The sequence below is a fragment of the Sorangium sp. So ce185 genome (assembly GCF_051526825.1).
Lineage (GTDB): Bacteria > Myxococcota_A > Polyangia > Polyangiales > Polyangiaceae > Sorangium > Sorangium cellulosum_D.
Window position 1 is genome coordinate 340,545 of record NZ_CP150316.1, and the last position, 12,804, is coordinate 353,348.

13 protein-coding genes are annotated in these 12,804 nt (G+C 71.1%); 10 read left to right on the forward strand and 3 right to left on the reverse strand.

The window, feature by feature from the left end; all coding sequences use genetic code 11:
- Nucleotides 1-34 precede the first annotated feature (34 nt).
- From WMF26_RS01320 to WMF26_RS01340, 5 genes are all read left to right on the forward strand, one after another.
- A complete protein-coding gene (locus tag WMF26_RS01320; protein WP_437998818.1) occupies nucleotides 35-2,371 on the forward strand; it encodes a hypothetical protein in 2,337 nt (778 codons plus the stop codon).
- Nucleotides 2,372-2,413: 42 nt separating this feature from the next.
- Nucleotides 2,414-2,908 carry a TetR/AcrR family transcriptional regulator gene (locus tag WMF26_RS01325; protein ID WP_437998819.1) on the forward strand — a complete coding sequence of 165 codons (495 nt, stop codon included), beginning with the start codon at nucleotides 2,414-2,416 and terminating at the stop codon, nucleotides 2,906-2,908.
- 428 nt (nucleotides 2,909-3,336) lie between these two features.
- The gene (locus tag WMF26_RS01330; protein ID WP_437953534.1) at nucleotides 3,337-3,552 is read left to right on the forward strand and encodes a hypothetical protein; all 216 of its coding nucleotides are present in this window, start codon (nucleotides 3,337-3,339) and stop codon (nucleotides 3,550-3,552) included.
- A complete protein-coding gene (locus tag WMF26_RS01335; protein WP_437998820.1) occupies nucleotides 3,528-3,842 on the forward strand; it encodes an HNH endonuclease in 315 nt (104 codons plus the stop codon). Before WMF26_RS01330 ends, WMF26_RS01335 begins: the two co-directional genes overlap by 25 nt.
- Before the next feature lie 337 nt (nucleotides 3,843-4,179).
- Entirely contained in the window at nucleotides 4,180-5,526 is a 1,347-nt protein-coding gene (locus tag WMF26_RS01340; protein ID WP_437998821.1) for a DUF1552 domain-containing protein, read from the forward strand.
- A gap of 390 nt (nucleotides 5,527-5,916) precedes the next feature.
- Here the strand turns inward: WMF26_RS01340 and WMF26_RS01345 are convergent, their stop codons facing one another.
- The gene (locus WMF26_RS01345; protein WP_437998822.1) at nucleotides 5,917-6,330 is read right to left on the reverse strand and encodes an LIC_13387 family protein; all 414 of its coding nucleotides are present in this window, start codon (nucleotides 6,328-6,330) and stop codon (nucleotides 5,917-5,919) included.
- An 821-nt stretch (nucleotides 6,331-7,151) separates the two neighbouring features.
- Between WMF26_RS01345 and WMF26_RS01350 the strand changes: the two genes are divergently transcribed.
- The 3 genes from WMF26_RS01350 (at nucleotide 7,152) to WMF26_RS01360 (ending at nucleotide 8,397) form a co-directional block, all read left to right on the forward strand.
- Nucleotides 7,152-7,403: an addiction module protein gene (locus WMF26_RS01350; protein ID WP_437998823.1), complete on the forward strand. Its 252-nt coding sequence runs from the start codon at nucleotides 7,152-7,154 to the stop codon at nucleotides 7,401-7,403.
- Nucleotides 7,404-7,503: 100 nt separating this feature from the next.
- The gene (locus WMF26_RS01355; protein ID WP_437998824.1) at nucleotides 7,504-7,761 is read left to right on the forward strand and encodes a hypothetical protein; all 258 of its coding nucleotides are present in this window, start codon (nucleotides 7,504-7,506) and stop codon (nucleotides 7,759-7,761) included.
- Between the two features lie 306 nt (nucleotides 7,762-8,067).
- A complete protein-coding gene (locus WMF26_RS01360; protein ID WP_437998825.1) occupies nucleotides 8,068-8,397 on the forward strand; it encodes a hypothetical protein in 330 nt (109 codons plus the stop codon).
- Nucleotides 8,398-8,571: 174 nt separating this feature from the next.
- On the opposite strand, the gene WMF26_RS01365 is transcribed toward WMF26_RS01360, so the two are convergent.
- Nucleotides 8,572-9,534, reverse strand: a complete 963-nt coding sequence (locus tag WMF26_RS01365) for an ATPase (RefSeq protein ID WP_437998826.1) — start codon at nucleotides 9,532-9,534, stop codon at nucleotides 8,572-8,574.
- A gap of 810 nt (nucleotides 9,535-10,344) precedes the next feature.
- On the opposite strand from WMF26_RS01365, the gene WMF26_RS01370 reads away from it, so the two are divergent.
- Together WMF26_RS01370 and WMF26_RS01375 are read left to right on the forward strand one after the other, a co-directional pair.
- Nucleotides 10,345-11,304 (forward strand): protein phosphatase 2C domain-containing protein, encoded by a 960-nt coding sequence (locus WMF26_RS01370; protein ID WP_437998827.1) that lies wholly within the window; start codon nucleotides 10,345-10,347, stop codon nucleotides 11,302-11,304.
- Between the two features lie 153 nt (nucleotides 11,305-11,457).
- Entirely contained in the window at nucleotides 11,458-12,123 is a 666-nt protein-coding gene (locus WMF26_RS01375) for a dihydrofolate reductase family protein (RefSeq protein ID WP_438002508.1), read from the forward strand.
- A gap of 43 nt (nucleotides 12,124-12,166) precedes the next feature.
- On the opposite strand, the gene WMF26_RS01380 is transcribed toward WMF26_RS01375, so the two are convergent.
- The gene (locus tag WMF26_RS01380; RefSeq protein WP_437998828.1) at nucleotides 12,167-12,676 is read right to left on the reverse strand and encodes a hypothetical protein; all 510 of its coding nucleotides are present in this window, start codon (nucleotides 12,674-12,676) and stop codon (nucleotides 12,167-12,169) included.
- Nucleotides 12,677-12,804: the final 128 nt, after the last annotated feature.

The window sequence follows — 12,804 nt, forward strand, 5'->3', positions numbered from 1 at the left end:
CGACGAGCTTCACTTCGGTGTCCGCACGAGCCTCGTGAACCGCATCGTGAACTGGGACGGCGAGGACGGCCAGCCGCAGCTCTTGATTGGCTTGCTCGCGCCTGATGCCTGCGTGGACTGGCCGGACGACCCTCGCCGCTCGGTGCTGGACGAGCCAGGCCCCGCCGCGCGTGTGCTGGTGACGGTCTCCGGCGCGCGCGACGTTGCCGAGCGGTGGGCAGAGCGGCTCGGTCTACGCGCCGCGGACGTGACGTATGTTTCGGTCGGCGGATTCCGCCTGGAGGACGTCGAGCCATCTCTCCGCGACCATCTCGCCTGGGCGGCGGTGGACGGTCCAGGTCCAGGCGCCCATGTGGACGTGATCGCGAGATCGCTCCGCGACCGTGGCGCGGCTCCGCTGGAAGAGCTCATGACGACCCTCGCGTGCGCCTTCGCGCCGCTCGACGCAGCCGAGCTGGCGCCGCTCCTCGGCGCGCACGTCGCCGAGGTGACCGGCTCTCTCGACACGCACCGCGACGCCGTGGAGCCGATTCTAGAGTGGCGTGAAGAGGGTCGCCGGATCCGCTTTCGTCATGAAACGCTGCGCGCCGCCTGGGTGGCCGCGCACCCGGAGCACGTCGCGTTCGCTGAGCAGCGGTTCGCCGAGGCTTCCCGAGCGCTCGTTCGCACCTGGGAGAGCGTCGACACAGGCGAGCGGGGCGCGGTCACCTACCTCCGTCGGTACGCCGGCGATCACCTCGTCTCCGCCGGCGCACCGCGCGCCGATCTCCTTCCGCTCGCTGCACCGCGGTGGGCATGGCCGCGCTCGCGCGAGGATCTCGCTGCGCGTCGGGCGGAGCTAGGGCGCGTGCGACGCTCGATGTCGGCACCGCTTTTTGCCTCCGAGGCCAGGGAGATCCCGCCCGACGCGCTGTCGAGCTTCGTGCGGCTCGCGCTCGCGCAGGGCGCGCTCGCGACGCTGCACCGCGCGTGGCCTCCTGAAGCCGACCGGGCTGACGAGGAGGCGTGGAACGACACGGAGCGGGCGCTCGCCGTCTCACTCTTCGCTCTCGCGGCGCGCGCCTCGCCCTCGCGGCGCGCCAGCATCGAGGCGCCCGCGCTCGACGTCGTGAGGCGGACAGGCGCGGCATGGCGCGGTGATGGCTGGGAGGATGCGCTCGCATTGCTCGCCGCGGCGCGCGCTGCACCGGGCGACGAGGCGTCGACGTTCGCGCGGTGGGCGGTCTCGGCCACGTGGCGCGCGGAAGGAGGGCCCGACGGCACCTTGAGCGCGTGGCTCACGGCGGCCGACTTCCTTCCGCGCGCCGAGGCGGAAGCGCTCGTCCAGCAAGCCGTCGAGCGCGCGCTGTCGAGCGCGAAGCCGGGGCAGGCGCTCGCGCGGCTCGCCACGGCGCAAGGGATGGGGCGGAACCAGGCGCTCGCCATCTTCCGCGCGGCGGTGCCTCTTCCACCGACGTCCCGAGCGAACGCCCTGGCGCCCCTCTTGCCAGGGCTGCCCGATGCGGAGCGGACCCTCGCTGTCTCGATGTCCTTCGATGCGTTCCTGGCCGACCACGACGAGGGCGCCGAGAGGCACGACACCGGCGCATGCACCGCGGCGCTGCTTCCCTTCCTCGGGATGGCCGAGCTCTCGCGGCTTCTGGCCGAGGCGCTCCCGTCCGCTTCCGCGCTGGCCGTGCGGTTCGCCGAGCTCGGCGCTCCGAAGCGCGCGCTCGGCATCATCCGAGAGCGTTGTGGCGGCGGGATCTTCGCCGCTCGTCCCTTGCTCTGCGCCGCAGCGACCGAGGGAGGCCGCTCCCTCGTGCAAGCGGCGCGCGACGCGGTGGCCTCGCTGGATCCCCCGTGGGTCGCCGCGGGGCTCGTGTGCGATCACGCGGCCGAGGCGATCCAGGTGCTCGGGCTCGATGCGGCGGTGGCGATCGCCGAAGGTGGCGGCGGAGGTGGCTCGGAGACCGCGCGCATCATGGCCCTCGCGGCGCTCTGTCTCGCCGCCCCCGAGCCGTCGCGCCCCGCGCTCGCGGCGCGCGCCGTCGCTGCTTACCACGACGACCGGGGCACCGAGGCTCTGGAGAGCGTGGTGAGCTGCGCTCCCTGGATGTCGCTCGCGACGGCGGCAAGGCTGTTCGTCGGGAGCCTTGGGGACGCGGCGGAGGACGTCTCGCTCGTCTCGACCCTGAGCCGCTGGGGCGGCGTGGAGCAGCTCGCGCCCCTCATCGCGCGTATCGGCGGAGAGGACGCGCTCGCTGCCGCCGCCAGCGTTCTCCCCGAGGCGCTCCGGTGGAAAGCGCGGACGAAGGCCGAATCGAAGGAATGCTCGACGTCCGGGGTCGCGCCCGCGGGACTCGACGATGGACGTTCCACGATGGAATGATGGCCGATTCATGATTTCATACTGACAAAGCCATCATCGACCTTGAACCAGCCAAGAGGGGTGACCGCGGTCACGATGTCGGAGGTCGCGGAGCGCACGGGCATCGGACGCGCGACGCTCTACAAGTACTTCCCCGACGTGCAGGCGATCCTCGTCGCGTGGCACGAGCGGCAAGTCGGCCGCCACCTCGCAGAGCTCCTCGCCGCGCGCGACAAGGCGGGCGATCCAGAACGCCGGCTCGAGATCGCCCTGGGCACCTACGCCCGCATCACCCACGAGGAGCACGGGACCGAGCTCGTCGCCCTGCTGCGCCACGGTGAGCACGTCACCAGGGGCTATCAACAGCTCAGCGAGCTCCTCCGCGACCTGATCGCGGAGGGCGCGAAGCGCGGAAGGCTCCGCGATGACGTCCCCCCCGCCGAGCTCGCGAGCTTCTGCCTGCACGCGCTCTCGGCGGCCAGCAGCATGCCTTCGCTGGCGGCGGTCCGCCGGCTCGTGTCCGTCACCATGGCCGGCCTTCAACCTCCGAAGCGCTGAGCCGCCGCCTCGTCGTACCCGCCCGCCAGCGGCCACCGCCGCGCTCCCGCGCCCGGCGAGAGGACACCGAACGGATCGCGGCCGCGTGACCCCCGGCGCCCTCTTGGACGCCGCGCCGCCCTTGCCGCCGACGCTCGGGAGCCCGCCCTCGCACGGGTTCACCACGGCAGGCCCACCCCTGCGACAGGACGACACGCCGCCTCGCAGCTCGCACGGCCGCGACGACGATGCGGCCGGTCTGCTGGTCCGCAGGCATGCTGCCGACTTGACGTAGACGGGCGGCTCGACGGCGGCGAGGAATGCTCCCAGCTCGGTTACGAGCGGGCCTGCCCAGCGGCTGGGCTGCACGGCCACAGGGCCGTGGCGGACCTTGAACCGACGGCAGACCGAGGACATGCTGACGCGAGGCGTTGAAGACGGAGAACCTCATGGAGAAGCGAACCATCGAGCAGCTCGAGGCGGCGCTCGACGCCGTCAGCAAGGACCTGGCGCCCCGCGTCGAGGAGCTCGCTCAGAAGAGCACAAGCGGCGTCCTCACGCCTGAAGAGCACAGAGAGTATGCCGAGGTCGTCCGTCTCAACGACATGCTCAGCCTCCTCAAGCTTCAGGCAGAGGAGGTATGGACCCTGCGCGCGGCCTCGTGAAGCTGCCGAGCGACACGCGAGAGCTGGTCCAGCGGCGCGCCCAGGGGGCATGTGAGTACTGCCATCTTCCGCAGGACGCATCGATCTTGCCCCACCAGGTAGACCACATCATCGGAAGGCAACATCGTGGTTCGGATGATGTCGACAACCTGCGTCTATGCTGCATTCGCTGCAACTTGAAGAAGGGGCCGAATATCGCGTCGATCGACCCCGAGAGCAAGCTTGTCGTACAGCTCTATCATCCCAGGCGGGCTGCGACCGAGATGCTGTGGCATGCCACGTCGCGGTGAGCTGCAGGTTCACGCTGCGACGGGAAAACTTCGCTCCGGCAATATCTGCTCTCGTGGTGAGCCGGTCCGATGGCCATCTGCTACTGCCATTGGTGAAACCGTTGATTCGCCAGAACGATGCTGGAGCTCTCTGCGCTGCCGGAAGCTCCGTTCGTGGCCTTCGCGATGACCTCGAACTCCTCATCAAGAATGCCTGTGGTTCGATGAGGAAGCCTCCGTGCGTCCGGAGCGGACGAGGCGTGACAGCGAAGCAGGCGCGTCATCTCGGGGGCCTCGGTCGGCCATCCCGACGACAGGAGAGAGGGGTATGTCGAAATTCCGCTTGAGCCGACGTGCCATGCTGCGAGGCGCCGGCGCCATCGCCGTCGCGCTCCCGTGGCTGGAGATCATGGGAACCGAGCGCCTGGCGCGCGCGCAACCCGCCCCCGCCCGGCGCTTCCTCGCCGTCTACACGCCCGGCGGGACCCTGATCGATCGCTGGCGTCCGACCGGCACCGAGACGAGCTTCACCCTGGGCCCCATCCTGGCGCCGCTCGCGCCAGTGCAGGACCGGCTGCTCGTCGTCGACGGCCTCGACATGAAGAGCGCGCGCGGTGAGCAGCACCAGAGCGGGATCATCGCCTGGCTCACGGGCACGTCGCAGGAGGGCGCGAACAACGGCGGCTACGGGAGGGGGCCGTCCATCGATCAGGTGATCGCCTCCCGGATCTCCGCCGGTCGGACGGCGGAGGCGAGCATCCAGCTCGCGGTGCGCTGGGCGACGGGCAAGTCCCACGGCCTGATGACGCCGATGAACATCGCCAACTTCGAGGAGGCCGCGCCGTACAGCCCCATCCAGCCGCGCCTCGATCCGGTGGAGATCTTCACCGCTCTCTTCGGCACGCTAAACCCCGGCGCCAGCGACGACGCCGCCCGTCGCCTCGCGCGGAAGCAATCGATCCTCGACTTCCTCGACCGGCGCTACGCCGCCCTCTCCGCGCGCCTCGGCGCGGCCGACAAGCAGAAGATCGACCAGCACCTGACGAAGATCCGCGAGATCGAGCAGAGCCTCAGCAGCACGCCGGCTGCGACGAGCGCTTGTCGGGTCCCGACGAGGGTCGACACGTCCGACTACAACCCGAGCGCGGGGCTCAACGCGGACGACCCCGGCTCGATCAAGGACACCTCGACCGACGCGGCGATCCCCAAGGTGGGCAAGCTGATGACGGACATGCTGGTGATGGCGCTCGCCTGCGACATCACCGCGGTCGGCACCCTGCAGTGGAGCGACACCGAGGCGAAGTACACGTTGCCGTGGCTGAACCTGACCGAGCACCACCATTTCTACCAGGAAATGGGCGGCTTCAGGCCGGCCGAGTGCGAGCTCATCTACACCTGGTACTCGGAGCAGCACCTCTATCTCTTGCAGGAGATGGAGAAGGTCGACATGGGCGGGCACTCGCTGCTCGACGAGAGCGTCGTCTTCTTCGGCTCCGAGATCTCGGATCCGCCGACCCACATGAAGACGAACATGCCGTTCCTGCTGGCCGGCGGCGGCGGGGGCCTGCGCACCGGGCGCTGGGTCCGGTACCCGAACCTCCCGCACAACAACCTGCTCGTCTCTATCCTGAACCTGTTCGGCGACACCCGGACCACGTTCGGCGCGCCGGCGTACTGCACCGGGCCGCTCACGAACCTCACGTAGGCATTTCCCGCGATGCCTGGCTGAAGGCGAGCTTCGCCGCCGGCGCGAGCGGCGGGCGCGAGCCATCCTCGACCGCTGAGGTCATCGCCGAGACCTCCCATTCGCCTTCACGCCCCAGCCTGCGGGCCGCCGCCTCGCGACTGTGGCGCGGACTTACCCGACTTCACCGGCGATGTGGAGCGCCGTATCCAGCGGTGCCCCGCGTCTCGTGGCGCTCGTTGACCGACTGTGGTCGATGGCGCGCGTGTTGAGGCATGCGCGTCCGCCGACCTGGACGACTGGAGAACATCACGCGCCCGCCGCGATCGCATCCTGGAGGCGCGGGAACTCGGGCTTGAAGCCGAGATCTTCGCGCGGGCGAGGCGCTTTGCGAGACGGCTTCCGACCTTTTCAGCGCCCCACGAGCGCCGAACCGAAGCACGCCGTCGCGACCAGCATGGTCACGATCGGCGGCGGCGGAAACGCGCGGACGGCGATGGCCAGCAGCGCCAGCGACACCGCCGCGTTCAGCGCCACGACAGCAGGGAGCGCGGCGAGGGCGGGCGCGGCGAGCACGCCGACGGCGCCGTGCAGCGCGAGCACCAGGCCCATGGCCACGCTGAACCCCCTGAAGAGGCCGAGCAGGTCGCGCGACACCCCCATCATGGTCATCCGGTGCGCCCGCATCGCGCCGAGGACCGCGGTCTCCGCGGCGGGCGTCGCGGGGCGACCGAGCAGCAGCGCGGTGATCGCGAGGTGCCCGATCCCGGTGACGACCCACGCCCACGCGCCCACCTGAAACAGCACCTGTGCACGGCTACTCATGACAGCCCTCGTCTCTTTGCTGCCGGCCCCTGGCGGGTGCGCTCCCCATGCTGCCGTTTGGACCTAGAGCACGGCCCTGGAGGTTTCAATACGACACCGGAGGGTCTACGGTGCGATCGTCGCCGTGACCGACAGCTCAGCCGAATCCTCCGCGGGCGTCGTCTGGCATCAGCTCGCACCGCGCGATCCGGGCACCGCCGCCATGAACGATTCGGCCCTCTTCGACTGGTCTTTCACCGAGAACGTCGATCAGGGCCAGCTCCGCCACCACCAGCGCTTCGCGTTCGGCGCCGGCGAATCGAGCAGCGGGCTGGTCTCGGACGTCGAGGGGCGCCCCGGAGTCCATACTAACTGGCAGCCCACGTCGGCCACCTCCCCGCTTCCTCGCAGTCCGTATTTGCCGTGGTTCGGCGTCGGGGTCGGCTCGCCGTCGCGCCCGTCCTCCGCGCCGCCGGGCGACCCGTCACCGCTCTTGCCGCCGACGCTCGGGAGCTCGCCCTCGCACGGGTTCACCACGGCAGCCCGCCGGTCACGGTCTCCACCGAGCACGCATCGCCGCCGACCCTCCCATCGGCGCCGTCGGCTACGTCGCTCGGCCCGGGCAAATCCTTGCCGTCATGGCCCCCACCCGTAGGTGGGGCGAAACACCTGCCTCGGAGGATCTCGACCGGTGTTTGCGCGGCCCGGAGAAGCACCGGCATGCCGGTACCATCGCCTGTTCTGCCCCGCGAGCAAACCAGCCTGGCGCGGGTGCGGCGGGCCGTCGAGCTGGAGGCCGCATCGCCGTGCGTGGCGGACCCGAGCCATGCTACTGCTCCCCTATGTCCACCGAGGAACTTCTCGCGCAGGTGCTGCTGTTGCCCCGCCACGAGCGGGCCCGGCTGGCAGAAGAAGTGCTCTCCAGCCTTGAGGAGCCCGACGCCGAGGAGGTCGCTGCTGCGTGGACGGGTGAGCTGACGCGCCGGGCGCGCGACGTCGCGGAGGGTAAGGTCCAGACGGTCGACTGGGGCACGGCGCGAGCGGAGATCCTGAAGGAGCTCGAGGAGCGGCGTGCGGGTCGAGCTTCATCCTGAAGCGCGCGCTGAGCTTCGTGCGGCGGCCAGCTGGTACGACGAGAGGCGCCCCGGGCTGGGCGACGAGTTCATCGCTGAGAATCAAGTGAGGTGACGCGTCATGTCGCTCGTGGAGCTGCTCCCGGATATCCAGCCTTTGCCGCGTGCCGACAAGCTCAAGCTGATCCAGTTCCTCGCACAGGAGCTGACGGAGGCGGAGGAGCCGCCTGCGCTCCGGGCGGGCCAGTCCTACGCCGTGTGGTCGCCCGACCAAGCGTTTGAGGCGGCCGAGACGCTCCTCCAGACCTTGCGCACCGAACAGGAACCGCAACCTGTCTGTTACGGGTCAGCAGTTCCCCTTCCTGGCGCGCGCCTCTGAGCATGTCGCCGGAAGCCTTGCGCCGATGCTCCCGCTGACGCTGGTGGGAGGGCGCAGCGTGCAAGCGCTGGGCCTGCTCGACACGGGGCTGCTGTCGGCGTCCTGTCCTACGCGGTCCGCCCGCACGTGCCCCGTGAAGCACTGTAAGGGGGCAGGAGGGTCGACCGTTCCCCCGGAATGCATACGAGCTTGAGCCGAGGAGCTGGTCGTCTCGTGATCGCGATCGCCGCGCTGCTGGCCGCGTGCGGCGACGCACACCGTCCGGGTGGGCGCCCGCGGGGCGCGGCGCAGCCGCCCGAAGCCGCCGTGACGCCGACTGTGGCATCGACGGCGACCGTCGCCGGCGGGCCGACGGGGTCGCCCCTGCCGCCCGGCCCGGCGACCTGCGCTGCCGCGTCGGACTGCGTGATCGTGGCCGCGGCCGACCGCTGCTGCTCTTGCGGCACGATCTCGTCGAGGGCGGTCGCGAGTGCGTCCAACCTGATGATCTACGACGGCAGCGGAGACTTCTTCCGTGAGCTCAACGCCCGTAGCCCCCCCGCGTGCCGGAACCTCCAGTGCGCCCCGTGCCCGCCACCGCCGCAGCTCGCGTGCGTGGCCGGCACGTGCCAGGCCGCGCCGCAGCCAGGCCCCTGATGGGATAGGTGACCGGCGCCGCGCGGACGGTCACGACGCCCCGCAGCCGCCGGCCCCGCCCGAGCCTCCCCCGCGTGGCGCCCGGCCGGGCCGGCGCGCTGGCGGGGGAGCCTCGACCCCTCGCGACGCGCCAGGCGCCCCCCTCCTTGACGCGCCGGCCGCGGCCTGGGGCGATCACCCCTCGTCTTCGTCCTCGCCCAGCGCACCGTCTTCCGTCGCGCCCTCCTCCGACGCGTCGCCTTCCGTCGCGCCGTTCTCCGCGGCGGCCTCGCCTTCCTCCTCTTCCTCTTCATCTCCGGTGGACGCGGCGCCGCGGGAGACGGGGAAGGGCGCATAATCCTTCATCCTGTCGGTGCCGGCATACCAGTACTCCGCGGCGGCGCGCAGCCGCCGCTCGGCGTGCATGACGAGCGTGTACGCGGCGTCGCGGAGCTTGCGCGCGCGCTGCGCCTCGGGAGAGAACGTCTTGTCGGCGAGCATGCGCGCGAGCTCGGGCGAGAGCGCGCGGAGGCGGGCCGCCGCGTCGCCCTCGCCGCGGGGCGCCTTGCGGAGGGCCTCCGCGTGCTCGGAGCAGAGCAAGAGCAGGTCGGAGACGTCCTGGACCAGATCCGCGTCGCCGCTGCCCGCGCGGATCGCCATGAGCCGCTTTTGCCCCTCGGGGCTGTTCTTGAAGCGGAGATCGAAGAAGCGGAGGAGCGTTTGCCGGTGCAGGGCGGCTTCCGCGGCCGGCCCCTTGAACATCGCGATGGCCCGCTCCTGGCGCTGCTGCACGGCTTGCCAGCGCGATTGCGTGACGCGCAGGAGCTCGATCTTGTCGCGAAGCGCGCGGATCTCCTCGCGTGTCAGCGCGGGCTCGTCCTCGGGGAAGGGGGTGCGGACGAGATCGGCCGCGTCGCGCTCGGCGGCGAGCTGGATGCGGCTCGACCAGATGACGCGCCGGGCGAGCTTGCCGGGGAAAATCACGGTGTTGTCGCCCAGCGACTCGGCCTCTCGCAGGAGCTCGGCCTCGCGGGCGGCGCTCAGCGTGTACGCTGCTGCGCCCGTCGAGGAGCGAGGCGCGCCCCGCGTCTCGCGCGACGCGCGCTTCGTTGCGGCCTTGTCGGTCCTGGACGACGTGGTGGTGGATGCCTTTGCCATGGTAAAAATACGCCTCCTTGTCGGGGCCAGCGCCCCTCGGAATGAGGGGCCGGAAGATCGGCGAGGGTATCGGCGAACAAGGCATCGGCCAGAGGAGAGCACGAGTCGGTCGCGCCGCGAAGAAGCGCTCGGGCCGAGGCTGGGAGAGGCGGTGTGCCGCGCATCGAATCGAGGGGGGCGGCGTGTCTGGCGGCGCGGGTAGCGGGCCGCGGAGGCGGTGCACGAGGGAGGAGGGAAAAAGAGTTGCGCTGCAACCACGAAAGGCGCGCGAGACGACGCCGCGGCTGCACAGGAGACCCATCGGGCCTGCGCAGGAACCCGACGAGGATGACGAAGGACCCCGACGGGGGCGCGCAGGAGGGTCGCGAGGGCCGCGCAGGACGGCGGCTCGTGTAGCGCAGGACACCAACTGGGGGTGCGCAGGAGGGCGCCCAGGCCGCGCAGGAGGGCCTGCGGGGCTGCGCAGGAGACCCACCGGGGCCGCACAGGAGGGCGTCGGGGCTTATCCAGGAGGGCCAATGGGCTGCGCAGGACGGCCGACGGCGCTGCGCAAGAGCGCCGGCGGGGCTGCGCAGGAGGGCCAATGGGCTGCACAGGACGGCCGGCGGCGCTGCGCAGGAGGGCCTGCGGGGCTGCGCAGGACGGCCGACGGCGCTGCGCAGGAGGGCCTGCGGGGCTGCGCAGGAGGGCGCCGGGCGTGCCCAGGAGGGCCTGCGGGGCTGCGCAGGACGGCCGACGGCGCTGCGCAGGAGCGCCGGGGCTTGTATTGTCCGGGAGCGCCGACGGGCTGCACAGGAGGACCGGCTGGCCATGGGAGTGTTCGACGTCGTCATCGCCCACGCCCGCTGCCCCGGCTGTGGGCATTCCCCGGAATGGCGCATCCAGGTTCGGTACGGCTATTGCCGGCAGCACGAATACAGGATCGGCGACCCGATCTGCTGGTTCGATCCGCCTGGACGCCCGGCGCCGCTCGACGATCACGGCGAGAACGTGGGTGGGCTCGTCGCCGTCCCCGGGCTCGTCGAAGCCGGCTGTCCCGGATGCGGCCAGGGCGACGGCGCGGTCCTTCTCTTCCGGGACAACATCGTCTCCAGCGTCGAGATCACGCCCTCGGAAGGCGGCGACGCGTGCGAGCAGATCGAACCTCCCTCGGGCTGGATGCGCTTCTGGTCACGCCGCGTGGCAGGTAGCGCGAACGAGGACCGTCTCGAGCTCTCCTGCCGCGGCGACCGGTGGACCGTGGCCGTCGCCGACGGCGCGGGGGGGCTCGCTGGCGGCGCGGCCGCGGCCCGCGCGGCGGTGAGCGCGATGGTGGCGCTCGGCGCAGAGATGGAGCTCGATGCCGACGGCTGGTGCGAGCGCCTCCGTCGGCTCGACGGCGAGCTGGAAGCAACGCCCACGTGCGGCGAGACGACGCTCGTCGTCGTCCAGATGCGCCGAGGCGAGCTGTGGGGCGCCAGCGTGGGGGACTCGGGAGCGCTCCTCGTCGAGCCCGACAGGGTGATCGATCTGACGGCGGCGCAGAGCCGGAAGCCGTTGGTCGGCAGCGGCGCGTGCAGGCCCGCCGGCATCCGACGCCGTCCGCTCTCGGGGCGCCTCCTGGTCGCCACCGACGGCCTCCTGAAGTACGCGTCGCATGCGACGATCAGCGCGCTCGCGCGCACCGGCGACGTGCAGACGGCGGTGGGAGCGCTGATCCAGGCGGTGACCCTCCCGTCCGGCAACCTGCACGACGACGTCGCGGTGGTCCTCGGCGAGCACGTCGCCTAAGTCCTTGAATAGACCGCGCTTTCCTGTGACGACCGCCCAGCGGAAGAAAATCTCGCCGGCGTGTCGATCCGCCCCTGGCTCGTTCGTCGCCACTTCAGAAGACGGCGGTCACGACGGTCGCAGGCGATGCCTGCGCCGCAAGGAGTTACGCTCATGTCGAGGCTTCGGGTCAACGCATTTTCAATCTCCATCGATGGCTACGGCGCCGGTCCCGACCAGGCTCTGGACAATCCGATGGGCATCGGAGGTATGGCGCTGCACAAGTGGGTCTTGGGCACGAAGACGTTCCAGCGGATGAGCGCCGACTTCGCCGGATCCCTGATCGGCGACCAGGTCGGCAGAGAAGGCGTCGACGACGACTTCGCCGCTCGCGGCTTCGAGAACGTCGGCGCCTGGATCCTCGGCCGCAACATGTTCGGGCCGATGCGGGGCCCTTGGTCCGACGACGGCTGGAAGGGATGGTGGGGCAACAACCCGCCCTACCACGTACCCGTCTTCGTGCTCACGCACCACGGTCGCGCGCCCATCACGATGGAGGGCGGAACGACGTTCCACTTCGTGACCGATGGCATCCATGCCGCGCTGAAGCGCGCGACGGAAGCGGCTCAGGGCAAGGACGTCCGACTCGGCGGCGGCGTCGCCACCGTTCGCCAGTACCTCACCGCCGGGCTGATCGACGAGATCCACCTCGTGATCTCCCCCGTGCTCCTGGGCAGGGGCGAGCATCTCCTCGCCGGCATCGATACGGTGAGCCTCGGCTACACGTGCACGGAGCGCGCCTCCTCGGACGACGCCACTCACGTCGTCTTGACGAAGTAGCCTCTGAGCCCACGGCGCTGCGCGGGCGGGGACCCCGCGCCGCTCAGCCGCAGCCGCCCTCGTCCTCCCCGCCGCCGCAGTCGTCCCCCTCGACGACCCACAACCCGGTCGCTCCGTCGCATTCGGCGATCGCCGTGCCGCATTCGTTGTCGTAGCTGCACGGCCCCACGCCGTCATGGCCCTCGCAGCTCGTCCCGCTCTCGGGCAGCGCATCGGGGCACGGATCGCACTCCTCGACCCAGACGCCGTCGATGCACCTGCTCCAGCAGCCCGAGCAGGCGCTGTCGCATATCTCGTCCTCGTTCGCGCAGGCCGCGCCCGGCTCGGCGCCGCCTCCCAGGTCGTCGCACGCCACGGGGCCGCCGCCGGTGTCTCCCGACGCGCTCGACGACGCCACGGGGCCGCCGCCGGCGCCGCTCGACGCGCTCGACGACGTGGTTCCTCCGGACGAGTCGCCCCCCGAACCGGTTCCAGTCGGCTGCTCGACGGCATCGGAGCAGGCGAGCACCTGGAGCAGCGCAACGGGGAGGAACCACCGCATCGAGGTCTTCATGCCGTGCCCCTGAGGCACGCGACGTGCCAGCGCCAATCGCGAGCTTTTTTGCGTGATGAGGATGTGCCTGTGCCAGTGTGGGTCTTCTTGCGCACCGTCCCAGGCCCGCCCGGGCAAGCCTATGCCCG

What these genes read in the sequence shown, in the direction of transcription:
- WMF26_RS01330 (WP_437953534.1), top strand. Translation starts at nt 3,337, where the DNA reads ATGGAGAAGCGAACCATCGAGCAGCTCGAGGCGGCGCTCGACGCCGTC.
- WMF26_RS01335 (WP_437998820.1), top strand. Translation starts at nt 3,528, where the DNA reads ATGGACCCTGCGCGCGGCCTCGTGAAGCTGCCGAGCGACACGCGAGAG.
- WMF26_RS01340 (WP_437998821.1), top strand. Translation starts at nt 4,180, where the DNA reads ATGCTGCGAGGCGCCGGCGCCATCGCCGTCGCGCTCCCGTGGCTGGAG.
- WMF26_RS01345 (WP_437998822.1), bottom strand. Translation starts at nt 6,330, where the DNA reads ATGAGTAGCCGTGCACAGGTGCTGTTTCAGGTGGGCGCGTGGGCGTGG.
- WMF26_RS01350 (WP_437998823.1), top strand. Translation starts at nt 7,152, where the DNA reads ATGTCCACCGAGGAACTTCTCGCGCAGGTGCTGCTGTTGCCCCGCCAC.
- WMF26_RS01355 (WP_437998824.1), top strand. Translation starts at nt 7,504, where the DNA reads ATGTCGCTCGTGGAGCTGCTCCCGGATATCCAGCCTTTGCCGCGTGCC.
- WMF26_RS01365 (WP_437998826.1), bottom strand. Translation starts at nt 9,534, where the DNA reads ATGGCAAAGGCATCCACCACCACGTCGTCCAGGACCGACAAGGCCGCA.
- WMF26_RS01370 (WP_437998827.1), top strand. Translation starts at nt 10,345, where the DNA reads ATGGGAGTGTTCGACGTCGTCATCGCCCACGCCCGCTGCCCCGGCTGT.
- WMF26_RS01375 (WP_438002508.1), top strand. Translation starts at nt 11,458, where the DNA reads ATGTCGAGGCTTCGGGTCAACGCATTTTCAATCTCCATCGATGGCTAC.
- WMF26_RS01380 (WP_437998828.1), bottom strand. Translation starts at nt 12,676, where the DNA reads ATGAAGACCTCGATGCGGTGGTTCCTCCCCGTTGCGCTGCTCCAGGTG.